23 protein-coding genes and 3 pseudogenes are annotated in these 25,451 nt (G+C 66.2%); 13 read left to right on the top strand and 13 right to left on the bottom strand.

Annotated elements, in window-relative coordinates; all coding sequences use genetic code 11:
- Positions 1–31 precede the first annotated feature (31 nt).
- The gene (locus QE393_RS19595; RefSeq protein ID WP_310045147.1) at positions 32–382 is read left to right on the top strand and encodes a MerR family transcriptional regulator; all 351 of its coding nucleotides are present in this window, start codon (positions 32–34) and stop codon (positions 380–382) included.
- 115 nt (positions 383–497) lie between these two features.
- On the opposite strand, the gene QE393_RS19590 is transcribed toward QE393_RS19595, so the two are convergent.
- A complete protein-coding gene (locus QE393_RS19590) occupies positions 498–1,049 on the bottom strand; it encodes a gamma carbonic anhydrase family protein (protein ID WP_310045146.1) in 552 nt (183 codons plus the stop codon).
- Between the two features lie 44 nt (positions 1,050–1,093).
- Between QE393_RS19590 and prlC the strand changes: the two are divergent.
- The 5 genes and pseudogenes from prlC to QE393_RS19565 all read left to right on the top strand — a co-directional run bounded on the left by prlC (position 1,094) and on the right by QE393_RS19565 (position 6,103).
- A pseudogene (gene prlC / locus QE393_RS19585) lies at positions 1,094–3,191 on the top strand (oligopeptidase A).
- Positions 3,188–3,460: a YheV family putative zinc ribbon protein gene (locus QE393_RS19580; RefSeq protein ID WP_310045144.1), complete on the top strand. Its 273-nt coding sequence runs from the start codon at positions 3,188–3,190 to the stop codon at positions 3,458–3,460. The pseudogene prlC and the gene QE393_RS19580 overlap by 4 nt, the downstream one beginning before the upstream one ends.
- A gap of 366 nt (positions 3,461–3,826) precedes the next feature.
- On the top strand, positions 3,827–4,285 hold the full coding sequence (locus QE393_RS19575) for an anti-virulence regulator CigR family protein (RefSeq protein ID WP_310045142.1): 459 nt from the start codon (positions 3,827–3,829) through the stop codon (positions 4,283–4,285).
- Positions 4,286–4,547: 262 nt separating this feature from the next.
- On the top strand, positions 4,548–5,714 hold the full coding sequence (locus tag QE393_RS19570) for a lactonase family protein (protein WP_310045141.1): 1,167 nt from the start codon (positions 4,548–4,550) through the stop codon (positions 5,712–5,714).
- A complete protein-coding gene (locus tag QE393_RS19565; RefSeq protein WP_282286052.1) occupies positions 5,714–6,103 on the top strand; it encodes a VOC family protein in 390 nt (129 codons plus the stop codon). Before QE393_RS19570 ends, QE393_RS19565 begins: the two co-directional genes overlap by 1 nt.
- A 7-nt stretch (positions 6,104–6,110) precedes the next feature.
- Here QE393_RS19565 and QE393_RS19560 read toward each other — a convergent pair whose 3' ends face one another.
- Positions 6,111–7,097, bottom strand: a complete 987-nt coding sequence (locus QE393_RS19560; RefSeq protein ID WP_310045139.1) for a choline sulfate utilization transcriptional regulator — start codon at positions 7,095–7,097, stop codon at positions 6,111–6,113.
- Positions 7,098–7,214: 117 nt separating this feature from the next.
- Between QE393_RS19560 and betC the strand changes: the two genes are divergently transcribed.
- Both betC and QE393_RS19550 read left to right on the top strand, forming a co-directional pair.
- Positions 7,215–8,714 (top strand): choline-sulfatase, encoded by a 1,500-nt coding sequence (gene betC / locus QE393_RS19555; protein WP_310045655.1) that lies wholly within the window; start codon positions 7,215–7,217, stop codon positions 8,712–8,714.
- A 21-nt stretch (positions 8,715–8,735) separates the two neighbouring features.
- Positions 8,736–9,653, top strand: a complete 918-nt coding sequence (locus QE393_RS19550; RefSeq protein WP_158890080.1) for a choline ABC transporter substrate-binding protein — start codon at positions 8,736–8,738, stop codon at positions 9,651–9,653.
- 17 nt (positions 9,654–9,670) lie between these two features.
- Here QE393_RS19550 and norR read toward each other — a convergent pair whose 3' ends face one another.
- Positions 9,671–11,209 (bottom strand): nitric oxide reductase transcriptional regulator NorR, encoded by a 1,539-nt coding sequence (gene norR / locus QE393_RS19545; RefSeq protein WP_310045138.1) that lies wholly within the window; start codon positions 11,207–11,209, stop codon positions 9,671–9,673.
- A gap of 131 nt (positions 11,210–11,340) precedes the next feature.
- Here norR and hmpA point away from each other — a divergent pair, with 131 nt between their 5' ends.
- A complete protein-coding gene (gene hmpA / locus QE393_RS19540) occupies positions 11,341–12,510 on the top strand; it encodes an NO-inducible flavohemoprotein (RefSeq protein WP_310045136.1) in 1,170 nt (389 codons plus the stop codon).
- Positions 12,511–12,597: 87 nt separating this feature from the next.
- On the opposite strand, the gene QE393_RS19535 is transcribed toward hmpA, so the two are convergent.
- Together QE393_RS19535 and QE393_RS19530 are read right to left on the bottom strand one after the other, a co-directional pair.
- The gene (locus QE393_RS19535; RefSeq protein ID WP_145008271.1) at positions 12,598–12,825 is read right to left on the bottom strand and encodes a DUF1161 domain-containing protein; all 228 of its coding nucleotides are present in this window, start codon (positions 12,823–12,825) and stop codon (positions 12,598–12,600) included.
- Between the two features lie 44 nt (positions 12,826–12,869).
- A complete protein-coding gene (locus QE393_RS19530; protein ID WP_017641514.1) occupies positions 12,870–13,085 on the bottom strand; it encodes a dodecin in 216 nt (71 codons plus the stop codon).
- A 217-nt stretch (positions 13,086–13,302) separates the two neighbouring features.
- Between QE393_RS19530 and QE393_RS19525 the strand changes: the two genes are divergently transcribed.
- The gene (locus tag QE393_RS19525) at positions 13,303–13,626 is read left to right on the top strand and encodes a YqjD family protein (RefSeq protein ID WP_187980780.1); all 324 of its coding nucleotides are present in this window, start codon (positions 13,303–13,305) and stop codon (positions 13,624–13,626) included.
- A gap of 39 nt (positions 13,627–13,665) precedes the next feature.
- Here QE393_RS19525 and QE393_RS19520 read toward each other — a convergent pair whose 3' ends face one another.
- Positions 13,666–14,562 carry a LysR family transcriptional regulator gene (locus tag QE393_RS19520; protein WP_310045135.1) on the bottom strand — a complete coding sequence of 299 codons (897 nt, stop codon included), beginning with the start codon at positions 14,560–14,562 and terminating at the stop codon, positions 13,666–13,668.
- A gap of 92 nt (positions 14,563–14,654) precedes the next feature.
- Here QE393_RS19520 and trpB point away from each other — a divergent pair.
- Positions 14,655–15,864 (top strand): annotated as a pseudogene (gene trpB, locus QE393_RS19515) (tryptophan synthase subunit beta).
- Positions 15,861–16,667 (top strand): tryptophan synthase subunit alpha, encoded by an 807-nt coding sequence (gene trpA / locus QE393_RS19510; protein WP_273805451.1) that lies wholly within the window; start codon positions 15,861–15,863, stop codon positions 16,665–16,667. The pseudogene trpB and the gene trpA overlap by 4 nt, the downstream one beginning before the upstream one ends.
- 732 nt (positions 16,668–17,399) lie before the next feature.
- Here trpA and QE393_RS19505 read toward each other — a convergent pair.
- From QE393_RS19505 to gbcA, 6 genes and pseudogenes are all read right to left on the bottom strand, one after another.
- Positions 17,400–17,810, bottom strand: a complete 411-nt coding sequence (locus tag QE393_RS19505) for a DUF2141 domain-containing protein (protein WP_310045133.1) — start codon at positions 17,808–17,810, stop codon at positions 17,400–17,402.
- A 10-nt stretch (positions 17,811–17,820) separates the two neighbouring features.
- Positions 17,821–18,453 (bottom strand): HAD hydrolase-like protein, encoded by a 633-nt coding sequence (locus QE393_RS19500; RefSeq protein WP_310045132.1) that lies wholly within the window; start codon positions 18,451–18,453, stop codon positions 17,821–17,823.
- 97 nt (positions 18,454–18,550) lie between these two features.
- Entirely contained in the window at positions 18,551–20,176 is a 1,626-nt protein-coding gene (locus QE393_RS19495; RefSeq protein ID WP_310045131.1) for a methyl-accepting chemotaxis protein, read from the bottom strand.
- Between the two features lie 142 nt (positions 20,177–20,318).
- A complete protein-coding gene (locus tag QE393_RS22670; protein WP_405046311.1) occupies positions 20,319–21,374 on the bottom strand; it encodes a methyl-accepting chemotaxis protein in 1,056 nt (351 codons plus the stop codon).
- A gap of 30 nt (positions 21,375–21,404) precedes the next feature.
- Positions 21,405–21,944 (bottom strand): annotated as a pseudogene (locus tag QE393_RS22665) (MCP four helix bundle domain-containing protein); the annotation flags it as partial.
- A 175-nt stretch (positions 21,945–22,119) separates the two neighbouring features.
- Positions 22,120–23,412, bottom strand: a complete 1,293-nt coding sequence (gene gbcA, locus QE393_RS19485; RefSeq protein ID WP_310045129.1) for a glycine-betaine demethylase subunit GbcA — start codon at positions 23,410–23,412, stop codon at positions 22,120–22,122.
- Positions 23,413–23,740: 328 nt separating this feature from the next.
- Here gbcA and QE393_RS19480 point away from each other — a divergent pair, with 328 nt between their 5' ends.
- A complete protein-coding gene (locus QE393_RS19480; protein ID WP_187980786.1) occupies positions 23,741–24,838 on the top strand; it encodes a hybrid-cluster NAD(P)-dependent oxidoreductase in 1,098 nt (365 codons plus the stop codon).
- Positions 24,839–25,005: 167 nt separating this feature from the next.
- On the opposite strand, the gene QE393_RS19475 is transcribed toward QE393_RS19480, so the two are convergent.
- Positions 25,006–25,383 carry a glutathione S-transferase N-terminal domain-containing protein gene (locus QE393_RS19475; RefSeq protein ID WP_310045127.1) on the bottom strand — a complete coding sequence of 126 codons (378 nt, stop codon included), beginning with the start codon at positions 25,381–25,383 and terminating at the stop codon, positions 25,006–25,008.
- Positions 25,384–25,451: the final 68 nt, after the last annotated feature.

Here is a 25,451-nt window from a genome sequence, read left to right as displayed (position 1 = left end):
CTGGAGCTAGGTCCAGGGTCAAGGAGAACGGATGCGTATCGGCACCCTCGCCCAGGCCACCGGCCTGAGTCGCGACACCCTGAGATTCTACGAGCGCCAGGGGCTGCTCAAGGCCCGGCGCCAGGCCAACGGCTATCGCGACTATCCACCCGAAGCCGTGGAATGGCTGGGCTACATCCGTACCGCCCAGCGGCTGGGTTTCAGCCTGCAGGAAATCGCCGCCAACCTCGCGGACGTCGAGCGCGCCGCCGACCCGGATGCCTATCTACAAGAACTGTTGCGCGACAAGCTCAGGGTCATCGAGGCGCGCATCGACGAATTGCAGGCGTTGCGTGGGGTGCTGTATTCGCGCCTGGGTGAGGCCTGTCCGCTGCGGGGGTAGCCGAGCGTTGGGCTTCGCTGCGCTCAACCCAACCTACGGTCATCGCGGCCATGGCGGTCAGTTGTAGGTTGGGTTGAGGCGGCCTTATCGCCGAAGCCCAACAGGACCAGGCCTGCTAGGCCCCCTCCTCCCCATATCCCTCGGCCAGATGCTGGTCCTTGAGCTTCACGTAGTTGCCGGCGCTGTAGGTGAAGAAGGCGCGTTCCTTCTCCTCCAGCGGGCGGATCTGCCTGACCGGGCGACCGACGTAGAGGTGGCCGCTTTCCAGCCGCTTGCCTGGCGGGACCAGGCTGCCGGCGCCGATCACCACGTCGTCCTCCACCACCGCGCCGTCCATGACGATGCTGCCCATGCCCACCAGCACCCGATCGCCAATCGTGCAGCCGTGCAGGGTCACCTGGTGGCCGACGGTGACGTCGCTGCCGATCAGCAAGGGATAGCCGTCCGGATTGAAGGGGCCGGCGTGGGTGATATGCAGCACGCTGCCGTCCTGGATACTGGTGCGGGCACCGATGCAGATGCGATGCATGTCGCCGCGGATCACCGTCAGCGGCCACACCGAGCTGTCTGCGCCGAGCTCGACCTCGCCGATCACCACGGCGGTGGCGTCGACGAAGGTGCGTTCGCCCAGGTGCGGGGTCTTACCCTGGAAGGTCCTTATGGTCACGATAGATACCTTTTCTCGTCGGAAGGGTCTTGAGACCTATTAGGATGGGCTCCATATATAACTGTCAAAGCCATCGCCCCGAGGGGAACGCCGTGAGCGCCAGCAATCCGCTGCTTCAGTCCTACGACCTGCCGCCCTTTTCCGCCATCAAGCCCGAGCACGTCGAGCCGGCCATCGACACCGTCCTGGCCGAGAACCGTGCCGCCCTGGCCAAGCTGCTGGAGACGCAGAAGGAACACCCCACCTGGGCCGGCCTGGTGCTGGCGATGGACGAGCTGAACGATCGGCTGGGCCAGGCCTGGAGCCCCATCGGCCACCTCAACGCCGTGTGCAACAGCGCCGAGCTGCGCGCCGCCTACGAGGCCTGCCTGCCCAAGCTGTCGGCCTATTCCACCGAGATCGGCCAGAACAAGGACCTCTTCCAGGCCTACAGCCGCCTGGCCGAGAGCGAAGAAGCCAAGGGCTTCGACGCCGGCCAGAAGACCACCCTGGAACACGCCCTGCGTGATTTCCGCCTGTCCGGCATCGACCTGCCGCCGGCCGAGCAGCAGCGCTATGCCGCCATCCAGGCGCGCAAGTCCGAGCTGGGCAGCAAGTTTTCCAACCAGTTGCTCGACGCGACGCAGGCCTGGACCAAGCACCTCACCGACGAAGCGGCCCTCGCCGGCCTGCCCGAATCGGCCAAGGCCCAGTTGCAGGCCGCTGCCCAGGCCAAGGAGCTGGACGGCTGGCTGGTGACCCTGGAATTCCCCAGCTACTACGCGGTGATGACCTACGCCGATGACCGCGCCCCTGCGCGAGGAAGTCTATGCCGCCTATGCCACCCGCGCCTCCGAGCAGGGTCCCAACGCCGGCCAGTTCGACAATGGTCCGGTGATGGAGGAACTGCTCGATCTGCGTCAGGAACTGGCGCGTCTGCTGGGCTACTCCAACTATGCCGAGCTGTCGCTGGCCACCAAGATGGCCGAGAGCAGCGACCAGGTGCTGGGTTTCCTGCGCGACCTCGCCGTGCGCTCCAAGCCCTTCGCCCAGCGCGACCTGGAAGAACTGCGCGCCTTCGCCGCCGAACAGGGCGTGCAGGACCTGCAGAGCTGGGACACCGGCTATTTCGCCGAGAAGCTGCGCCAGCAGCGCTATGCGCTGTCCCAGGAAGAGGTTCGTGCCTGGTTCCCGGTGGACAAGGTGCTCTCCGGCCTGTTCGCCACCGTGCAGAAGCTCTATGGCATCGAGATCGCCGAGCTGCGCGACTTCGAGAAGTGGCACCCGGACGTGCGCCTGTTCGAGATCAAGGAAAACGGCACCTCCATCGGCCGCTTCTACTTCGATCTCTATGCCCGCGCCAACAAGCGCGGTGGCGCCTGGATGGACGGTGCCCGCGACAAGCGTCGCGATGCCCAGGGCCGGCTGATCGATCCGGTGGCCTACCTGGTCTGCAACTTCACCCCGGCCAGCCCCGGCCAGCCGGCGCTGCTCACCCATGACGAGGTGACCACCCTCTTCCACGAATTCGGCCACGGCCTGCACCACCTGCTGACCCGCGTCGAGCATGCCAGCGTCTCCGGCATCAACGGCGTGGCCTGGGATGCGGTGGAGCTGCCCAGCCAGTTCATGGAGAACTGGTGCTGGGAGCCCGAGGGCCTGGCGCTGATCTCCGGTCACTACGAGACCGGCGAGCCGCTGCCCCAGGAGCTGCTGGACAAGATGCTGGCGGCGAAGAACTTCCAGTCCGGCCTGATGATGCTGCGCCAGCTGGAATTCTCGCTGTTCGACTTCGAATTGCACGCCAGCCATGGCGACGGTCGCAGCGTGCGCGAGGTGCTGGAAGGCATCCGCGACGAGATTTCCGTGGTGCGGCCGCCCGCCTACAACCGCTTCCCCAACAGCTTCGCGCACATCTTCGCCGGCGGTTATGCAGCGGGTTACTACAGCTACAAGTGGGCCGAGGTGCTGTCCGCCGATGCCTTCGCCAAGTTCGAGGAAGAAGGCGTCTTCAATCCGCAAACCGGTCGGGCCTTCCGTGAAGCCATCCTGGCCCGCGGCGGCTCCCAGGCGCCCATGGTGCTGTTCGTCGACTTCCGCGGTCGCGAACCCAGCATCGACGCCCTGCTCCGCCATTCCGGGCTGAGCGAGGAGGCGGCGTGAGCGACCCGATCCGCAAGAGGTTCATCGCCGGGGCGGTCTGCCCGGCGTGCCAGGCGCAGGACACCCTGAAGATGTGGACTCAGGACGGCACGCCCAACCGCGAGTGCGTCTCCTGCGGCTACAGCGACACCCTGGACGAGCGCGGCAATTCGGTCCCCAAGGAATTGCCGACGCGGGTCAACATCAGTGCGCTGAAACCCAAGAAGCCCGATCCCAAGGTGCAGGCCGTGCAGTTCTTTCCCAATCCCAAGCTGAAGAAGCCGGAATAGGGAAAGGCGACCTCCAGAACAGCCGCGCCCGGTCATTCAGGCGCGGCTTTTCCGTTTCCGGGATGGGGAAAATCGGTCCGCGCATGGCCTGAGGGCAGGCGAAAACGGACACCAGCGTAGGGGGGTCCCAGGCTTTATCCACAAAAAGCGGATTCGATAGCCAGCCGATCATCTTTTTAATCCATTGATAATAAAGGACTTTTATTTAGCCTTTAACGGGCTTTGGAGATTTCTCGCGGAGTTATACCGCTTTTATCCCCGATTTATCCACAGGCTATAGGTCCGGGAATGACCCCGGGAGTCTTTTTCAGCCGCCAGACTCCAAGTGGATAACCGCTGCCGTCGTCCCCTACGAGGAATTCCCCGATGCGTACCCTCCTCTCCGCTGCAGCCCTCTGTCTGATCGGCAACCTGGCCCTGGCCGCGCCTCCGGATCACGGGCCTGGCGGGCCCAAGGGTCCGCACGGACCGGGCTGGCAGGAGCAGGGCGGCCCCCATGGCCAGGGGCCGGGTCCCGAATCGCACGGCCCGGGTCGCCCGGGTGCCGGACGGGCCGCGGCTGGACCGCCGGATCTGGGACCGGCGCGGGAGCGCATCCAGGCACTGCGCGGCCAGATCGGCCGCGGTGGCGACCTGCCGCCAGGGCTGCGTCTGGAGCGCGGGCGTCCTTTGCCGCCCGGGTATGGCCGACCGCTGCCGCCGGGTATCGCCCGCCAGCTGCCGGATTATCCGGGCTACGAATGGCGGCGGCTGGGTGCCGACATGGTGCTGGTTGCCGTGGGCACCGGGCTGGTCTACGCCATCCTGCAGGGCGTGCTGGACTAGCCTGACCCATTCTTTTACCGGCGGCCCTCGGACAGTGCCGAGTTCACCGCAGGCTCTGGCACGGTCTCCTCAGGCCGGTTGGCCCGACGTGGACCGCCAGCGCACCGGCGCAGGCGATAAATGGCGAAAGGCCTCTGGCACAGTGCCAGCCCGGATTTCAGTAGAATAGCCGCCGCGCGCGGCCGCCTTCCGCCTCCAGTCGGTAGGGAAACCGGGCCGCCTCGCATCGGTCTCAACGCCCATCGCTCGCCAAGGATTTCCCATGAGAGCTCTGCCCCGTCTGCTGCCGCTGGCCCTGTTCGCCCTGCTCGTCGGGCACAACGCCCCAGCCCGCGCCGAACCCGGCCTGTTCAATCTGCTGGTCGGCAGCTACACCGCGGGCAGCAGCCAGGGGCTGTATGTCTATCGCTTCAACAGTCGCAACGGCCAGATCGATGGCCCGCTGCGCATCGTCAAGGCGTCCAATCCTTCCTTCCTGACCCTGTCGCGGGATGGCCGGACGCTGTTCACCGTCAACGAGAATGGCCGGGGTTCGAGCGGCGACAGCATCGGGCGGGTCACCTCCTATCGCTTCGAACCCGGCAATGGCCGCCTGCAGCAGATCAGCCAGGTCAAGAGCCTGGGCGACGAGCCGACCCATTCCAGCCTCAGCACCGACGGCAAGTTCCTGTTCGTGGCCAACTACTCCAGCCTGCCGGAGGGCTCCCTGGCGGTGCTGCCGATCCAGGACGGCGGCGTGCTCAGCCCGGTGGCGCAGATCGAGTTCCACCAGCCCAGCGAACAGCATCCGCGCCAGCAGTCCAGCCATGTGCACGCGGCGGTGACCACGCCGGACGGCCGCTTCGTCTTCGCCCCGGATCTGGGCGCCGACAAGGTATTCGTCTATCGCTATCTGCCGCAGCAGCCGGAGCGGCCGCTGGTGGCCGCCGAGACGCCCTTCGTGCCGGTGCCGGAAGGCAGCGGGCCGCGCCACCTGGTGTTCAGCGCCGATGGCCGCTACGCCTACCTGACCCTGGAACTGGCCGGCCAGGTCATGGCCTTCGCCCATCAGGATGGCATGCTGCGGCAGTTGCAGAGCTACAGCCTGACACCCCAGGAATTCACCGGCGAGCGGGATGCCGGGGCCCTGCACCTGTCCGGCGACGGACGTTTCCTCTATGTCGCCAGCCGTGGCACGGACAACCAGCTTGCCGTGTTCGCGGTCAATCCCGACGGCACCCTGACCTTTGTCGAGCGCCATCCGGTCAATGGCCTGTCGCCGCGGGAATTCGCCCTTGACCCGTCCGGACGGTACCTGCTGGTGGCCAACCAGAAATCCAACCAGCTCAAGGTCTTCGCCCGTGATCCCGACAGCGGCAAGCTCGGCGATGAACTGCAGAGCCTGGACGTCGGCGCCCCGTCCGACCTCAAATTCGTCGCGGTACCCTGATGACCCATTTCGACCGTCTGCACCACGTGGCGCTGATCTGCGCCGACTACGAACGCTCCCGGCACTTCTATACCGAGATCCTCGGGCTGCCGGTGATCGCCGAGACCTATCGCGAGGCCCGGCGCTCCTGGAAGCTGGATCTGGCAGTGGGCGCGCATGCCCAGCTGGAGCTGTTCTCCTTTCCCGATGCCCCGCCCAGGCCGTCGCGCCCGGAGGCCCAGGGACTGCGCCACCTGGCCTTTGCCGTGGCCGACTTGGACGCCACCGTCGCCCACCTGCAGGGCCATGGCGTGGTCACCGAGCCGATCCGCACCGACGAGCTGACCGGCAGGAGATTCACCTTTTTCGCCGATCCGGACGATCTGCCTCTGGAAGTCTACGAGCGCTGAGTTCGGCTCAGGTCGCCAGCCGCGCGCCGGCCAGCGACTCGCGCGGCAGCTCCAGTTCTTCCAGCAGCCAGTCGAGAAAGCGCTGCACCAGCCGCTGGCGCCGCTTGCGCTCGGGCAGGATGGCGTAATAGCCATAGCGCGAGGTGGCCAGTCCGGCGAAGGGGCGACAGAGCAGTTCCTGCCGCAGCAGATCGTCCACCAGGTGGCGCCAGCCGATCGCCAGCCCCTGGCCGGCGATGGCCGCCTGGATCACCAAAGTGTAGTTGTCGAAGCTCAGCACCGCGCCGGACGGCGCCGCGGGCAGGAGCGCCAGGTCCAGCGCCGGCAGCAGGGTCTTCCAGTCGTACCAGCGGCTGTTGGGCGCCGCCTTGAGATGCAGCAGCGGCCAGCGCCCCAGCTCCATGGCGGGCAGCGGCGGCTGCCGACCCTGGAGCAGACGCGGACTGCACACCGGAAAGACCTCTTCGCGAAACAGCGGCCAGGCTTCGCCATGCTTGAAGCGGCCGTCACCGAAGCCCAGGGTGATGTCGATCTCCGGACCGGGCAGCGGCACCCGATCGCTGGTGACTAGGCTGACGTCCAGCTCCGGGTGGCGGGCATGGAAACGCGGCAGGCGCGGCAACAGCCAATAGGCGGCGAAGGCGAAGTCAGTAGCTACCTGCAGGACTTCATGGGCAGGCCGGGCGGTGACCAGGCGTACCCCTTCGTCCAGGGTGGCGAGGCCGGCTTCCACATATTCCTGCAGCAGCTGTCCGGCCTCGGTGAGCAGGATGCCGCGATGGACCCGGTCGAACAGCCGGACCTGCAGCTGGGCTTCCAGGCGCTTGATCTGCTGACTGATGGCCGGCTGGGTGGTGCCCAGTTCGCTGGCGGCCGCGGTAAAGCTCAGGCGGCGCGCCACCACCTCGAAGGTGCGCAGGCTGTCCAGCGCCAGGGCAGGGCGGTCGGCTGGGAGGGTGGCGTCCAAGAAGGCTTTTCCATGGCGGTCAGACATAAGCCCAGCTTATCCGAAACATCACTCCAGATGGCCTTCACGCAGATTTTTCAGCATCGGATGATGGACTACCCATAAGCAAACCTGATCCTAGCGGAGGCGCTCTTGTCCAAGCCGATGAACATCCTCTTTCTCATGGCCGACCAGATGGCGGCGCCCATCCTGCCGCTGTACGACGCCGCCTCGCCGATCAAGCTGCCGAATCTGCAACGCCTGGCCGAGCGCGCCGTGGTGTTCGATTCCGCCTATTGCAACAGCCCGCTGTGCGCACCCTCGCGCTTCACCCTGGTGAGCGGCCAGCTGCCGTCGAAGATCGGCGGCTACGACAACGCCGCCGATTTCGCCGCCGACGTTCCCACCTATGCCCACCACCTACGGCGCCTGGGTTATCGCACGGCGCTGTCGGGCAAGATGCACTTCTGCGGACCGGACCAGTTGCACGGCTACGAAGAGCGCCTGACCAGCGACATCTATCCCGCGGACTACGGCTGGGCGGTGAACTGGGACGCGGCGGACGTGCGCCCGAGCTGGTACCACAACATGTCCTCGGTGCTGCAGGCCGGGCCCTGCGTGCGCACCAACCAGCTGGATTTCGACGAGGAGGTGGTCTTCAAGGCGCGTCAGTACCTCTACGATCACGTGCGTCGCGGCGATGACCAGCCCTTCTGCCTGACCGTGTCCCTGACCCACCCGCACGATCCCTACACCATTCCTCGCGAATTCTGGGACCTGTACAACGAGGTCGACATCCCGCTGCCGGAAGGCGCCATTCCCCAGGCCCAGCAGGACCCCCACAGCCAGCGCCTGCTCAAGGTGATCGATCTGTGGGACAAACCCCTGCCCGAGGCCAAGATCCGCGACGCCCGCCAGGCCTACTATGGTGCCTGCAGCTATGTCGACGCCCAGGTCGGCCACCTGCTCAAGACCCTGGAAGAGTGCGGTCTGGCCGACGATACCGTGATCGTCTTTTCCGGCGACCATGGCGACATGCTGGGCGAGCGCGGACTCTGGTACAAGATGCACTGGTTCGAGATGGCCGCGCGGGTACCGCTGCTGATCCATGCGCCCGGGCGCTTCGCCCCGGCGCGGGTGCAGGCCTCGGTGTCGACCATGGACCTGCTGCCGACCTTCGTCGAGTTGGCCGGCGGCCAGCTGCCGGATGAGCTGCCGCTGGACGGTCGCTCGCTGCTGCCGCACCTGGAAGGCCGGGCAGGGCACGACGAGGTCATCGGCGAATACCTGGCCGAGGGTACCGTCAGCCCGCTGTTGATGATCCGTCGCGGCGCCTACAAGTACATCCATTGCGAACTGGATCCGCCGCTGCTGTTCGATTTGCAGAACGATCCGCTGGAGCGCGAAAACCTGGCCGCCAGCCCCGACTATGCCGAGCTGCTCGCCAGCTTCCAGGCCGAGGTCCGCCAGCGCTGGGACCTGCCGCGCCTACATGGCGAGGTACTGGCCAGCCAGCGGCGGCGGCGCTTCGTCGCGGCGGCCCTGGAGCAGGGCGAGCGGACCAGCTGGGATCACCAGCCCTTCGTCGATGCCAGCCAGCAATACATGCGCAATCACATCGACCTCGACGACCTGGAGCGTCGCGCGCGCTACCCTCAACCCTGAACCGCTAACTGGAGCACGGCCATGAAACACGGAATCATCGCTACCTTCACGCTGGCCCTGGTCAGCCTGTCGGCCCAGGCCGAGGACCAGGCCTGCGCAACGGTTCGCCTGGCCGATCCGGGCTGGAGCGACATCGCCGCCACCAACGCCCTCACCGGCGCGATCCTGAGTGCGCTGGGCTATACCGGCAAGGTCGAGACCCTGGCGGTGCCGATCATCTACGGCGGCATGCGCAACGGGCAGGTGGATGCCTTCCTCGGCAACTGGATGCCGGCGCAGCAGGCGCACTACGACCAGTTCGTGAAGACCGGGCAGGTCACCGAGCTGGCGCAGAACCTGGTCGGGACCGAATTCACCCTGGCGGTGCCCACCTATGTCTGGGAAGGCGGCGTGAAGAGCTTCGACGACCTGGCCAAGCATGCCGACCAGTTCGGCAAGAAGATCTACGGCATCGGTGCCGGCGCGCCGGCCAACCAGTCGCTGCAGAAGATCATCCAGGACAACGAATTCGGACTGGGCGGCTGGCAACTGGTGGAGTCCAGCGAGCAGGCCATGCTGTCCCAGGTCGGGCGGGCGGTGAAGCGCGACAAGTGGGTGGTCTTCCTCGGCTGGACGCCGCACCCCATGAACGTCGACTACCCGATCAAGTACCTGACCGGGGGAGACAAGTATTTCGGTACCGCCGGCACGGTGAACACCCTGACGCGCAAGGGCTACGCCGAGCAGTGCCCCAATCCGGCCCGCCTGCTGACCAACATGAAGTTCACCCTGGACATGGAAAACGCCGTCATGAGCGCCGCGCGGGACAAGGGCGGCAGCTACGACGCCGCCGCCAAGGCCTGGCTCAAGGCCCATCCCCAGGTGCTGGAGCCCTGGCTGCAGGGGGTCACCACCCGCGACGGCCAGCCCGGCCTGCCGGCGGTACAGAAAGCGCTCTGACCGCTATTCTCCGGGCGCTACTTGAGCCCGAGCCGCCGCGCCAGGCGGGCGAGGTTGGCGCGGTCCAGCCCCAGGGCGGCGGCGGCCAGGGTCCAGTTCTGCCCATGCTGTTCCAGAGCCAGGGTAATGGTCTGGCGCTGGAAGGCCTCCGTGGCTTCACGCAGGGAGGCGGCGGGCAGGGCGGGATCCTCGTCGGGCAGGGCCGTGCTGCCCAGCGGCAGGCCGAGCTGATCGCTGTCCAGGGTCAGGATGCCGCCGCGTTCCTCGCTGCCGGCATGGGCCTTGAGCGCCGCCCGGCTGATGAGGTGGGAGAGTTCGCGCACGTTGCCCGGCCAGTCGTAGGCCAGCAGGGTGCGTTGCGCCGCGGGGGTCAGCCGGAGGCCGCGCAGGCCCAGGCGGGCGCGATTCTGCTCCAGGTAGAAACCGGCCAGTAGCAGGACGTCGCGGCCACGCTCGCGCATGGCCGGCACGGCCAGCGGATAGACGCTCAGGCGATGGTAGAGATCGGCGCGAAAGCGCCCGGCACGCACGCAGTCGGCCAGGTCGCGATTGGTGGCGGCGATGATGCGCACGTCCACCTTGAGATCGCGATCCGAGCCCAGCCGCTGCAACTGGCCGCTCTGCAGCACCCGCAGGAGCTTGGCCTGCACCGTCAGCGGCAATTCGCCCACCTCGTCGAGAAACAGGGTGCCGCCATCGGCCAGTTCGAAGCGCCCGCGGCGTTCGCTGACGGCCCCGGAAAAGGCACCGCGCACATGGCCGAAGAGTTCGCTTTCCACCAGCGCCTCGGGCAGGGCCGCGCAGTTGAGGCTGATCAGCGGCCGCTGCTGGCGCAGGGAGCGGGCATGCACGGCTTCGGCCACCAGCTCCTTGCCGACCCCGGTCTCGCCGGTGATGAGCACCGTCAGGTCGCTGGCCGCCACGGTCTCGATCTCCTGGCGCAGGCGCAGGCTGGCCGGACTCTGGCCGATGAGTTCGCGAGGCCGCTGGTGCCCTACCGATTGCTGATAGGCCACGGTCAGCTCGTGCTCGCTGACGATGCGGGCGGAGAGCTGGCCGATGCGCTCGGCGGCGGCCACGGTGGCGGCGGCCAGCCCGGCAAAGGCGGCCAGGGTGGTGAGATCCTCGGGCTGGGCGTTCTGCGCCTGCAGCGAATCAAGGGTCAGCAGGCCCCAGAGCTGGTCCTGCACATAGAGTGGACAGCCCAGGCAGTCGTGGACCTCCAGATGCCCTTGCACGCCTTCCACCAGCCCATCGTAGGGATCGGGCAGGTCGCAATCGAGGGCGAAGCGGGTGGGCGCACGACTCGCCAGCAGCAGCGCCAGGCGCGGGTGCTCGCCGACCTTGAAGCGGCGGCCCAGGGTGTCGGCCGCGAGCCCGCGCACTGCCAGGGGCACCAGCACCTCGCCATCCAGGCGCAACAGGGCCACCGCATCGAAGGGCAGGACCTGGCGCAGGGCGTCGAGCAGGCTGGCATAGCGCTGCTGATCGGGTAGGTCGCGGGCCAGATCCGCCACCAGTGGCACCATGGCTTCCAGCAGGGTGGTACGGGTCAATTTGACCTCGGCGAGTCATAGGGACTTGGTCATTATGACCTGCTCTCCGGATAAAAGACTGATCTAGCGCAGTTTTTCGGTTGGCACGACTCGTGATACGAGCAGGGCAGTCCTGTTTGGAGATCCCTGCCATGCTGTCATCAGACCAAAAAGCCATCATCAAGGCCACCGTCCCCCTATTGGAAACCGGCGGTGAAGCCCTGACCCGGCATTTCTACGACAAGTTGCTCGGCGACAACCCCGAGATCCGCCCGCTGTTCAACGGCGCCCACCAGGCCAGTGGTGCCCAGGCGCGGGCGCTGGCCCGGGCGGTACTCATGTATGCCCGCTACATCGACCGTCTGGACACCCTGGGACCGCTGGTGGAGCAGATCGTCAACAAGCACGTCTCGCTGCAGGTGCAGCCGGATCACTATCCCCTGGTGGGCATCGCCCTGCTGCAGAGCATCCGCGAAGTGCTGGGGGCCGAGGTGGCCACCGATGCCGTGATCGACGCCTGGGCCGGCGCCTATGGCCAACTGGCCAATCTGCTGATCGGCGCCGAGGAACACCGCTATGCGGCCCAGGCCGAGGCGCCCGGTGGCTGGCGCGGCGGGCGGCCGTTCCGCATCGCCCGGATCGAGCCGGAAAGCGAAGAGATCAGCTCCTTCTACCTGGAACCGGTGGACGACCTGCCCACCAGCATCGCCCAGCCTGGCCAGTACCTGGGGCTGAGTCTGATCCTCGATGGGGTGGAATACCGGCGCAACTACTCGATCTCGGCGGCCAGCGATGGCCGTGGCTACCAGATCAGCGTCAAGCATCAGCCGGGTGGGGTGGTCTCGCGCTACCTGCACACCGACGCCCATGAAGGCAGCGTGCTGCAGGTCTTCGCCCCGGCCGGCGAATTCGTCCTGCAGGATTCCACCCGGCCGCTGCTGCTGATCGCGGGCGGGGTCGGCATCACGCCGTTGCTGCCCATGGTGTCGGCGGCGCTGCCCAGCGGGCGACCGGTCCAGCTGATCCACTGCACCCGGCATGTCGGGGTGCAGGCCTTCGGCCACTGGCTGGAAGAGCAGGCCGCCCACCATCCGCAATTGCAGCTGTACTTCTGCTACAGCGAGCCGGTGGCGGAAGAGGCCTACGCGTCGCGACTGGACCGGGCGCGCCTGCAGCGCTGGCTGCCCAAGGATCGCGACCTGGATGCCTACGTCCTCGGTCCGCAGCCCTTCATGGCGCAGGTACGGCGCGATCTGCTGGAACTGGGGGTGCCGGAGCAGCAGATCCGTCACGAGTTCTTTGGTCCCGCCACGGATCTCTGAAAGAAGAAACGCCCACTGTCTGGCGACCGTGGGCGTTTCTTCGAGAGCCAGGGTGCCGCCGCTGGGCGGCGCCTTGCCGTCAGTGACCTAACGACGCTGGTAGACGATGTCCTTGCTACCGCCTTCGCAGCTGCCCACCACCTTGGCGGAGGCGCTGGCGCTGCCCTTGTCCACCACCTCGAGACTGTAGTGCGCTACCTGCTTGGCCTGCAGCTTAGCATCGATATCGGCCTTGACCGTGTCGCACGAGGTGCCAGCGGCGAAAGCACCGCCGCTCAGGGCCAACAAACCGAGGGTAATCACGACTCTACGCATCTTGCCTGTCCTTTTGCGAGGGGAGGGAGGTCTTGAATAGCTGCTCAGCTGGCTTCGATACGGAAGCCGATCTTCAGGGTGACCTGATAGTGCGCCACCTTTGCGTCCTGGATATGACCGCGGATTTCACCCACTTCGAACCATTCCAGGTTCTTTACCGACTTGGAAGTCTCGGCGAGGGCATTATTAATGGCGTCCTCGACACTGGTGGTGGAAGAGCCAACGATTTCCAGCTTCTTGTAGGTGTGATGATCGGACATGAAAATCTCCTGGGTCAGCAATGACGGGCGCTGCAGCGGATAGCCGGCAACGCGTTGACCGGTGTCGCGGTCGACTCGCCGGGAAGGGTGCTTCTGACATTTGAGGCCGCGAAAGGCCCCGATAAGTTCACTGCCAGGCTCTCGCCCACCGCTTTGCAGCACTTTCCAACGCCTCGGTAGTCACATTTCCTGAATCCGTCCATCCCAGGAGGTTGTCATGGCCCGTAACACCGATTACCAGGCGTCCATCGCCAGCATCGAGAACGAAATCAACAGCCTGCTCGACTCGCTGGCATCGTTGAAGAAGAACGCTGCACGCGAATCCCGCAGCAGCCTGAATTCCTTCAAGAGCACCGCTCGTGACGCTCTGCATCATTCGGGCGATTCGCTGGAAGAAGTTTATGACGACGTGCGTCGTCTGACCCGTCAGTACGGTCGCGCCGCCAGTGGCGTGGCGCGCGAACATCCCTGGGCTACCGTCGGCATTGCCGCTGGCGTGACCGTCCTGGTCGGCTGGGCATTGCTGCGCGGCGACAACTGATCGCGGCAGTCCGAGGCATCCTGCGCGATGCCTCGGGCGCTAGCGTTCGGCCAGCTCGGTTCTGAGCCAGGCCGCCAACCGCTCCACCCGCTCATCCGCCAGCCGACCTGGCGCCCATAGCGCCAACTCCGCACCGGTCGCTGCGAAGCCCCAGGGCGCAACCAGTCTGCCCGCCTTCAGATCCGCCGCCACCAGTGGCTCCGGCGCGATCGCCACGCCCAATCCCGACAGCGCCGCCTCCAGCAGGTAATAGAGGTGCTCGAAGCCCTGCCCGTAATCCAGCACCGGCGCCTCCAGGCTCTGGGTGGCGAACCACTGTGGCCAGGCCTGGGGCCGCGACAGCGTGTGCAGCAGCCGTTCGGCCAGCAAGGCCTGCAGGTCGCCGTCCCTGAGCCGCAGATAGGCCGGGCAGTAGGGACTCAGCACCGGCCCGATGCGCTCGGGCGCCAGGTGATAGGGCAGGACGTCCGGAGGGGGTGCGGTCTCGGTGAACAACAGGCTGGCGTCCAGGCCGGCGGCGGCCAGCGGGGTGTCGTCGGTACGGGTCGAGAGGTGCAGGCGCAGCTCCGGCAGATCGCGATTGAGGCGGTCCAGCCGCGGAATGAACCAGCGCGCCACCAGGCTGCCCGGGCAGCCCAGCACGAACGGCCCCCGGCGATTGCCGGCCTTGAGTTCGGCGCTCACCTCACGCAATCGCTCGAAGACCTCGCCACTCACCTCGCGCAGGCGCAGCCCCGCTTCGGTCAGCGCCAGCCCCCGGCCTTCGCGGCGAAACAGCGCCACCCCCAGCTGTTCCTCCAGGGCACGGATCTGGCGACTCACGGCACCATGGGTCACATGCAGTTCGTCCCCGGCGCGGCCCATGCCACCCAGGCGGGCGGTGGCCTCGAAGGCACGCAGGGCATTCAGCGGGGGCAGGTCGCGGGGATCGCTCATCTGTGAGATTTCCTGACGGGTCATCGCGATCTTATCGATTTATCAGCGGCACTCAAGCAGGTAAGGTAGATCCATCTTTGCAGGAGAATCCCATGACCCAGTTCGCTTATCGCCAGGGCCCCGACGCTCAAGGCATGTTCGGCCAGTTCGGTGGTCGCTATGTCGCCGAAACCCTGATGCCGCTGATCCTCGATCTGCAGCGCGAATACGAGACCGCCATGGAGGATCCGGCGTTTCTCGAGCAGCTGGCCTACTTCCAGCGCGACTACGTCGGCCGGCCCCAATCCGCTGTACTTCGCCGAGCGCCTGACCGAGCACTTCGGCGGTGCCAAGATCTATCTCAAGCGCGAAGAGCTGAACCACACCGGCGCGCACAAGATCAACAACTGCATTGGCCAGATCCTGCTGGCCAAGCGCATGGGCAAGACCCGCATTATCGCCGAGACCGGTGCCGGCATGCATGGCGTGGCCACCGCTACCGTCGCCGCGCGCTTCGGCCTGCCCTGCGTCATCTACATGGGCAGCACCGACATCGATCGCCAGCAGGCCAACGTCTTCCGCATGAAGCTGCTGGGTGCCGAGGTGATCCCGGTCACGTCCGGTACCGGCACCCTCAAGGACGCCATGAACGAGGCGCTGCGCGACTGGGTGACCAATGTCGCCGACACCTTCTACCTGATCGGCACCGTGGCCGGTCCGCACCCCTATCCGGCCATGGTCCGCGATTTCCAGGCCGTGATCGGTCGCGAGACCCGCGCGCAGATCCTGGAGAAGGAAGGGCGCCTGCCCGACAGCCTGATCGCCTGCGTCGGCGGCGGCTCCAATGCCATGGGCCTGTTCCATGAATTTCTCGATGACCGGGACGTCGCCATCATTGGCGTCGAGGCCGGCGGCCACGGCGTCGACACCGACAAGCATGCCTCCAGCCTCAACGGCGGGGTGCCCGGCGTACTGCACGGTAACCGTACCTTTCTGCTGCAGGACGACGATGGCCAGATCATCGATGCCCACTCCATTTCCGCCGGCCTGGACTATCCCGGCATCGGCCCAGAGCACGCCCACTTGCACGACGTGAAGCGCGTGGAATACGTGCCGATCAACGATGACGAGGCGCTCAAGGCCTTCCACCAGACCTGCCGTCTGGAAGGCATCATTCCGGCGCTGGAAACGGCTCACGCCCTGGCCGAGGCCTACAAGCGTGCACCGCACCTGCCCAAGGACCACCTGATGGTGATCTGTCTCTCGGGTCGCGGCGACAAGGACATGCAGACCGTGATGAGTCACCTGGGAGACAAGCTATGAGCCGCCTGGAAACCCGCTTCGCTGCGCTGAAGGCCGAGGGCCGCGCGGCTCTGGTCACCTACACCACCGCCGGCGATCCGAACTACGACACCGCCCTGGCCATCCTCAAGGGCCTGCCGGCGGCCGGTGCCGACGTCATCGAGCTGGGCATGCCCTTCACCGATCCCATGGCCGACGGCCCGGCCATCCAGGCTGCTGCCCTGCGGGCGCTGCAGGCGGGCCAGAATCTGGCCAAGACCCTGGAGATGGTGCGCGACTTCCGCCGCGGGGAAGGCGAGACGCCACTGGTGTTGATGGGCTATTACAATCCCATCCATCGTTATGGTGTGGAGCGCTTCCTGGCGGAAGCCGCCGAAGCGGGCGTGGATGGCCTGATCGTGGTCGACCTGCCGCCCGAGCACGACGCCGAGCTGGCGCTGCCGGCCCAGGCCGCCGGCATCGACTTCATCCGCCTGACCACCCCGACCACCGATGACGCCCGCCTGCCGCGCGTACTTAATACCAGCTCCGGCTTCGTCTACTACGTGTCCGTCGCTGGCGTGACCGGTGCCGGCTCGGCCACCACCGAGCACGTCGAGGCCGCCGTGGCGCGCCTGCGCCGCTTCACCGACCTGCCCCTGGCCGTCGGCTTCGGCATCCGTACCCCCGAGCAGGCGCGGGTGATCGCCCGCATCGCCGATGGTGTGGTGGTGGGCTCGGCGTTCGTCGATCAGATCGCCAAGGCAGAGTCCTCGGGTGCTGCCATCGACGGCGTGCTTGGCCTCTGCAAGCAGCTGTCGGACAGCGTACGCACTGCGCGCTAGGCCTTCGCCAGCTCTTCAAAAGACCGCTTCGGGCGGTCTTTTTTTATGCCTGGACAGCCTGCAAGCTGTGCATAACTCTGTGGGCAGTCTGTTCGCTTTCAACGCAAAGCCGCTTGCCAGAAGGGCTGGCCGAGCATCGGGCCTGTTGATCGAATCCGTTACGGCGTGATCCGCCGAGTCAGGCTGCGAACATTGGATGGCTTTGCCGTCATTGCCCGACAGGTAAAGGCTGTGGATAAGCCCTGGGCAAGTTGTCAGCAACCGATCAGGGGGTTGCCTGGATAAAATTGCTCAATAAATAGCCAATTCGATTCAGGTCACCTGAACAGCCGGTAGCGGACTCGGCCTCCCGGCTTTCCCACATCTGCTGTGTGCGTGCCTGTGGAAAAGATGTGGGACCTGACCTGTACGCCATGGCTGGCAAGGCCTGCAGAGGATCGTACAAAAAGTGATCAATCCGCTTTCGAGTATTTTCCACAACCCACAACAGAGCTGCATAGGCCTGTGGATAGGTTGTTTGTCTAGTGCCAGAGACCAGAGCTGGCGCGGCTTCCAGGGAATCGATCAAATAATGACCAGTTTTCCGGGATATTTCCGAGTCAAGGGATTTCTGCTGTCATCCCAAGGAGTTATCCACGTCTGTTCAACGCCGGGCTCAACGATCGCCGCTAAAAGCCTTGTGGATAACTCTGTTGATTTTCTGTTTGGAAGCCTGTGCATGACCGCTGTGGCCTAGCGCAGCGTCACCTGCTGGCGCAGGCCTGCGGCCGGCAGGGTGAAGGCGCATTCCTCGAAGGTGGCCATGCGCATGCGCAGCGGCGGATTGTTGCTGTAGCCGTATTGTTCGGTGGGCATGCCGATGAAATTGGTGTCCAGCTGGCTGTTGCCGTTGCTGTCGTGGATGACCGATACGGCGTAACGCCCGGGCGGCAGCTCGAAGCGCTGCTCCTGGGCACCCGCCTGCGCGACGAGATGGGCCTGGGCCACCGGTGTCTTGTGCTCCTTCCAGGCCGCTTCGCTGTCGAACACCGCCAGCAGCAGCTGGCCCCCCGAGGCGTCGACCGTCTCGACCCGCACCTGCAGTTCGGCGGCGTGCAAGAGACCGCTCAGACAGAGACCAGCGACCAGCAACAGAGACTTCATGGGCATTCCTTCAGCAGGGAGAGGTCGTCAGCCGCAGCAGCTCGGCCGGCTGTTCGAAGAAGAGATCGGGGCGCTGCGCGTGCAGCGCCGCCGGGCAGCCATAGCCCCAGGCCACGGCGGCGCAGCCCAGACCGGCGCGGCGCGCGGCCTGGAGATCGCGTAGCTCGTCGCCCACATAGAGCGCATCGGCCGGCGCGACGCCCTGTCGGCGGATCAGGCGTGTCAGGCGCCGGGCCTTGCCCAGCAGGGGGATGTCGAATTCGCCAGCGGCGAACAGACGTCCGGCCTGGGGCAGCACCTGGTGGACGGCCGCGGCGGAGTTGGAGGTCGCCAGGCCCAGTTGCAGGCCGCTGGCCTGCAAGCGGTCGAGGGTGGCGGGAATCTCGGCGAAGGGCAGGACCTGATCGCCCCGCTGGACCAGCAGCCGGCGATAGTGCCGGGCGATGCGTGGCACCTGCCAGAGGGGGATGCCCAGGCTGTCGAGCAGACCGGTCAGGGAAGCGGCGCGCAGCCGGGGCCACTTGTCGGCGGTCGGCTGGCGAAAGCCATGGGTTTGCGCCAGCTCGCCCAGGCAGCTCAGCAGAAAGGGCAGGCTGTCCGCCAGGGTGCCGTCGAAGTCGAAGATGACGTAGCGATAGCTCATGCGAGAGAGGCGCGGTGGGCGAAGGCGCCAGCGTAGCGGTCGCCTCCCGGTTTTGCCACCGCGACGGGGTCCGGCAGGGGTGTCCCTGCCGGACAGGTCACACGCGGAAGCGGCGGATCTGGCCGTTGAGCTCCACCGCCAGTTCGGAGAGCTGCTGGCTGGCGGCACGCGTCTGTTCGGCACCGGCGGCGGTCTGCACCGACAGATCGCGGATGCGCACCAGGTTGCGATCCACCTCGCGGGCCACCTGGGCCTGCTCTTCGGCGGCGCTGGCGATCACCAGGTTGCGCTCGTCGATGCCCGACACCGACTGGGCGATGGCGGCCAGGGCGGCGTTGGCCGACTGCGCCTGCTCGCGGGTCTGGCGCGCCTGGTCGGCGCTGGTCAGCAGCGCATCGACGGTCTGCCCGGTGCCCTGCTGGATGCTGCCGATCATGCCTTCGATCTCGCGGGTGGATTCGCCGGTGCGATGGGCCAGGGCGCGGACCTCGTCGGCGACCACGGCGAAGCCGCGACCGGCATCACCGGCACGCGCGGCTTCGATGGCGGCGTTGAGCGCCAGCAGGTTGGTCTGTTCGGCGACCGAGCGGATCACGTCCAGCACCTGGCTGATGTTGCGGGTCTGCTCGGCCAGCTGGCGGGCCTGTTCGCTGGCACCCAGCACGTTCTCGGTCAGCACCTCGATGGCGCCCAGGGTATCGCCCAGCTGACGCTGGCCCTGGCGCGCGGTATCGGCGGCCTGGCGCGATTCGGACGAGGTGGAAGTGGCATTGCCGGCCACTTCGTCCACCGCCTGGCTCATCTCGGTGACGGCGGTGGCCGCCATCTCGATCTCGCTGTTCTGCTGTTGCAGGCCGTGGGCGCTCTCCTGCATGACCGCGGTCATCTCCTCGGCGGCGGAGGCCAGCTGGGTAGCGGAATGGCCCAGGTGCCCCAGGGTGTCGCGCAGATTGGTCTGCATCTGCTGCATGGCCTGCAACAGCTGGGCGGCTTCGTCGTGACCGCGGGTATCCAGGGTCTGGGTCAGATCGCCACTGGCGATGGTCCGGGCGGCAGCCACGGCCTCGGCGATGGGCCGGGTCATGCTCAGGGTCAGGCGCCAGGCCAGCAGCACGGTCAGACCCAGGGCCACGGCGATGACGATCCAGGTGATGGAGGTGGCCTGGGCATAGGTGTCGCCGGAGTACTTGGAGGCAGCCTTGATGTCTTCCTGGTTGATCTTGCGCAGGGCCTCGGTGCGCTCGTTCATCTGCACGCCGAGCTGGGCCATGCTGGTCTGGATCAGGCTGCGGGCCTCGTCGAGCTTGCCGGCCCCGATGAGGTCGGCCAGTTGCGCGGTGTAGCGGACATAGTCGCCATGGATCTGGCGCAGGGCATCGAAGGCCTGGCGCTCACGATCGCTGCTGACGAGTTTTTCATAGCGACCGAAACCCGCGCCGATGTCGGCATTGATGCTGTCGATCTTCTTGCGCGTGTTGGCGACGGTGGTGGCGTCCGGAATGGCCAGCAGGCGCAGCACCTCGACCCGGGTGCGGGCCAGTTGCAGGGCAAGGTTGTCGGCTTCGACGATGCTGGGCACGTTGTTGGTCTCGATCACCTGGCCCTGGGCACGGATCTGCGACAGTTGCAGCAGGCCGAACAGGCCCAGACTGGCGACGAGGATGGCCAGCAGGCCGAAACACAACACACTGCGAATGGCGAGGGAGAAGGAACGAAAGGTCACGGCGGCAGCCCCGGTGAAGAGTGAGGCTCCCTTTAACGGCTATGGCCGCCGTGACTTGATGGTCATTCGTCTTAAACCTGATCATCGCGCAGAGGGCGCCGACGGGCGCGCAGGGCTGGCCAGTCTCCATCCTCGATCGTGGCTAGAACTGGAAACGCCGCACCTGGCCGCTGAGGGTCGCGGCCAGCGTCGCCAGTTGCTGGCTGGAGGCCCGGGTCTGCTCGGCACCCGCCGCGGTCTGCACCGACACGTCGCGGATGCGTACCAGATTGCGGTCGACTTCGCGCGCCACCTGGGCCTGTTCTTCGGCAGCGCTGGCGATCACCAGATTGCGCTCGTCGATGCCCGCGACCGACTGGGCGATGACGGCCAGGGCGGCATTGGCGGATTGCGCCTGCTCGCGCGTCTGGCGCGCCTGGTCGGCGCTGGTCAGCAAGGCATCGACGGTCTGGCCGGTACCCTGCTGGATGTTGCCGATCATGCCCTCGATCTCGCGGGTGGACTCACCGGTGCGATGGGCCAGGGCGCGCACCTCGTCGGCCACCACGGCGAAGCCGCGACCGGCCTCGCCCGCGCGCGCCGCTTCGATGGCGGCGTTCAGTGCCAGCAGGTTGGTCTGTTCCGCGACCGAGCGGATCACGTCCAGCACCTGGCTGATGTCGCGCGTCTGGGTTTCCAACTCGCGAGCCCGGGCACTGGCACCGAGGACCTGCTCGGTGAGGGCCTCGATGGCGGTGAGGGTATCGCCCAGCTGACGCTGCCCCTGAACGGCGGTATCGGCAGCCTGGCGCGAATCATGGGAGGTGGAGGAGGCGTTGCCGGCGACCTCCTCGATCGCCTGGCTCATTTCGGTGACGGCAGTCGCCGCCGATTCGATCTCGTTGTTCTGCTGTTGCAGGCCGGTGGCGCTTTCCTGCATGACCGAGGTCATCTCCTCGGCGGCGGAAGCCAGCTGGCTGGCCGAGTCGCCGATATGCCCCAGGGTCTCGCGCAACTGGCCCTGCATCTGCTGCATGGCCTGCAGCAGCTGAGCCGCCTCGTCGTGGCCACGGCTGTCCAGCGCCTGGGTCAGGTCTCCGGTCGCGATGGTGCGGGCTGCCGCTACCGCCTGGGCGATGGGGGTGGCCACGCTGCGCGTCAGGCGCCAGGCCAGCAGGCCGGTGAGGGTGAGGGTCACCAGGATGGCCAGCCAGGTCACGCTGTTGGAGCGTGCATAGGCTTCGTCCGCATCCGCGCTGGCGGCGTGAATGTCCTGCTCGACCGCCTGGCGGAGCGTCTCTATGCAGGCGTTCATCCGCGTACCCAGCGGGCCCATGCTCTGCCGCACCACCTGGCGCGCCTGGTCGAGCTGACCCGCACCGGCCAGATCGGCGATTTGCTGCACGCCCTGCATGTAGCTCTGCTGCACCTGGCGCAATTCGTCCAGCGCAGAGCGGCTCTTTGTCGACAGCAGTTCGTGCTGATAGCGGCCGAAGATGGCCTGCACCTCGGTGCTCAGGCCGTCCAGCTTCTGGCGGGTGCTGGCCAGGGTCTGGGCATCGGGCATGGCCAGCAGACGCAGGGTCTCGATGCGCGTACGGGCCACCAGCAGACTCAGATTGTCGGCCGCGATCAGGGTCGGGATGTAGCGCTGCTCCACCTGATGCCCCAGCTGACGGATCTCGGACAGCTGATACCAGCCGAAGAGTCCTAGCGCCGCGACGAGGACCGCCAGGATGCCAAAGCACAGCAGGTTGCGGGTAGCGATGGACAAGGAGCGAAGAGTCATGACGGCCTGCCGGGAGGAGGGTTCGGAATGCGAACAGGGTCACAACTTTAGGTGATGATTTGGCGAAAAGGCTCTAGGACGGGTGCGGCAAAAGTTCGCAGCAAAAGAAAGGTCGGACGTTTGCAGGCTTCCGTGGAACCCTTGCGGCTCCACGGAAGGGCCGTCCCAGCGACCGTCAGTCGCCGCTGACCTGACGCAGGTGCGCCGCCGGTGCTTCTTCACCGAGGTTGTTGAGCAGCCGCTCGCTGTACCAGTCGATGAAGTTGATCACTCCGAATTCGTAAGTCTTTGAATAGGGACCCGGCTGATAGGCCTTGGAATTGATGCCGCGCTGGTTCTCCTCGGCCAGGCGACGATCCTGATCGTTGGTGGCATCCCAGACCTTGCGCAGGTTGACCGGATCGTAATCGACGCCTTCCACGGCATCCTTGTGCACCAGCCACTTGGTGGTCACCACGGTCTCGGTCGGACCCAGCGGCCAGACGGTGAAGACGATCATGTGATCGCCCATGCAGTGGTTCCAGGAGTGCGGCAGGTGCAGGATGCGCATGGAGCCCAGGTCCGGGTCCTTGATGCGCCCCATGAGTTTCTTGCAGCCGGGCTTGCCGTCCATGGTCATGGACACGGTACCGGCGAGCAGCGGCATGCGCACGATGCGGTTGCGCAGGCCGAAGCTGGCATGGGCGTAGGGGATGTTGTCGGCGTCCCAGCGACTGGTGCAGGCGGCGACCTGGTCCTTGAACGCCTGGGAGGCGCGCGGATCGGTGACGTCGTCCCACTCCAGCAGGGTGTTCAGCAGTTCGGGGTGGGAGCCGCTGCAGTGGTAGCACTCGCGGTTGTTTTCCAGCACCAGCTTCCAGTTGGCCTGCTCGACCAGGTCGGTGCGCACCGCGACCTTGGCATTCTCCATGTCGTACGGCTCCATGTAGTGCTCGAGCGTACGCAGGAAGTCGTCGATGGCCGGTGGCTCATCGGCCAGGGAGATGAAGATGTAGCCGCCGGCGGTCTTGACGTGGACCGGCTTGAGGTTGAAGTCGGCCATGTTGAAGTCGGCGCCCATCTCGCTGCCGGCGAACAGCAGGCGGCCGTCCAGCTCGTAGGTCCACTGGTGGTAGGGGCAGACCAGCTTGGCGACCTTGCCCTTGTCGCTCACGCAGAGGCGCGAACCCCGATGGCGGCAGACGTTGTGGAAGGCATGCACCTTGCCCTCGGCACCGCGGACCACCAGGATGGGGTTGTCGCCCAGCTGCAGGGTGATGAAGTTGCCCTTGGTGGGGATCTCGCAGGTCATGCCGGCGATCAGCCATTCCTTGCCGAAGATCTCCTGCATGTCGATCTGGAACAGGCGCTCGTCGTTGTAGAACGGCTGGGGCAGGGAGTAGGTGCGCTCGCGGGTTCGCAGCATCTCGGCCGTGGCCTTGCGGGCCGGATCGAGAGGGTCGCCCAAACTCAAGGTGCTGACGTCCATCGTACATCCTCGTGGCCACCGCGGCGGGTGGCGAAAGTGGTTGGTCACGGTACTGCAAGGCTATTGGCCGACGGGGCAGGGCCGCCGAATGACCCTAGGTTTCGCCCGTCGCGCGCTGTTCAGGTTCGGCTTGGGGCGGAGTGTGGGGCCGGAGCCGGGAGGGGGCCTTGCTCATGGGCGACATGGCCGACGCTGTTCACGACGCCCCAGCCCTTGCCACTGCTGGGCCGGTCGCCATCGACATGTGGATGTCGCGATTGGGAAAGTGGCGGTCGTGGGGCCCTCCCAGAATCGCCGCCAATAGCCCCAGTGGCAGTCGAGGTGCGTCATGAATACCTTCCTCAATCCCGTAACCACCCAGACCTGGACCAATGGCCGCCACCCCGTGCGCTGCGTCAAGGTCATCCAGGAAACCTGGGACGTACGCACCTTCTGCTTCACCGCCGAAATCCCGCTGATGTATTTCTTCAAGCCGGGCCAGTTCGTGACCCTGGAACTGGAGATCGACGGCCGCCAGGTGATGCGCTCCTACACCATCTCCAGCTCGCCCTCGGTGCCCTACAGCTTCTCCATCACCGTCAAGCGCGTACCGGGTGGTCAGGTGTCCAACTGGCTGCACGACAATCTCAAGGTCGGCGACAACCTGGCGGTGCACGGTCCGGTCGGGCTGTTCAACGCCATCGACTATCCCGCCGACAAGGTGCTCTACCTCTCCGGTGGCGTCGGCATCACCCCGGTGATGTCCATGGCGCGCTGGTTCTACGACACCAACGCCAGCGTCGACATGGTCTTCGTGCACAGCGCCCGCACCCCGCGCGACATCATCTACCAGGGTGAGCTGGAGCACATGGCCGCGCGGATTGACAACTTCGCCCTGAACCTGGTGTGCGAGCGCACCGAGCACGGTGAGTCCTGGGCCGGTTTCCGCGGCTACTTCGACCGCCGCATGCTGGAGCTGATGGCACCGGACTTCCGTGAACGCGAGATCTTCTGCTGCGGTCCCACGCCCTACATGAATGCCGTCAAGGCCATGCTCCGCGAGCTGGACTTCGACATGACCCGCTACCACGAGGAATCCTTTGGCGCGACGCCGCCGGAAGCCAAGGTCGAGGCCGCCGAACAGGCCGAAGCCGCCGCCGACCTGCCGCCGATTCCCCTGGAAGCCCAGTGCCTGATCTCCTTCACCGAGAGCGACAAGAGCGTCAGCATCGGCCCGGGCGAGACTATCCACGGCGCCGCGGCCAAGCTCGGCCTGCACATCCCCAAGGCCTGCGGCATGGGCATCTGCGGCACCTGCAAGGTGCTCAAGAAGAGCGGCGAGGTGGTCATGGACCACAACGGCGGCATTACCGAGGAAGACGAAGCCGAAGGCTACATCCTGTCCTGCTGCAGCATCCCGCAGGGGGATGTGCAGATCGAGTTCTGAGGAGGAGGGCGTTGGGCCGAGACAGCCCTATCGTCGAAGCCCAACCGCGTGGCTCAAGACCTGGCAGCATTGGGCTTCGCTGCGCCCAACCCGACCTACGGACGCTGCGCTAGACCCGTAGCGTGGACAACGGCGCCGCCTTGTCCACTATTCCTCACCGCTAGACCTCAGGCCAGCTGCCGCTCGCCATAGCGCTGCTCCAGATAGGCGATGATGTCGTCCGACTCGTACATCCATACGCTCTGGCTGCCTTCGTCGATCCGCAGGCAAGGCACCTTCACCCGACCACCACCCTGTTCCAGCTCGGCGCGCAGCTGCGGGTCCTTCTTGATGTCCTTGAGGCGGATCGGCAGGTTCAGCCGATGCAGCGCCCGGCGCGTCTTCACGCAGAAGGGGCAGGCCTGGAACTGATAGAGCGACAGATTCGCCAGTTCCGCCTCGATGGCCGCCTGGGCCTGCTCAGGGCGCTGGAGCTTGCGCGGCCGGGTTACCAGATCCAGGCCGACGATCACCTGGCCGAGGCCGTTGCGTAGCAGATTGATCAACGGGATTCACCTTGAGGGGTCGTTCGAGCCGGGCAGTTTACCCTATCGTCCCAGGGCTGCCGCTCCGC

The organism is Pseudomonas sp. SORGH_AS_0211 (assembly GCF_031453455.1).
Classification (GTDB): Bacteria; Pseudomonadota; Gammaproteobacteria; order Pseudomonadales; family Pseudomonadaceae; genus Chryseomonas; species Chryseomonas aestiva.
This window is presented reverse-complemented; position numbering and strand designations above follow the sequence as displayed.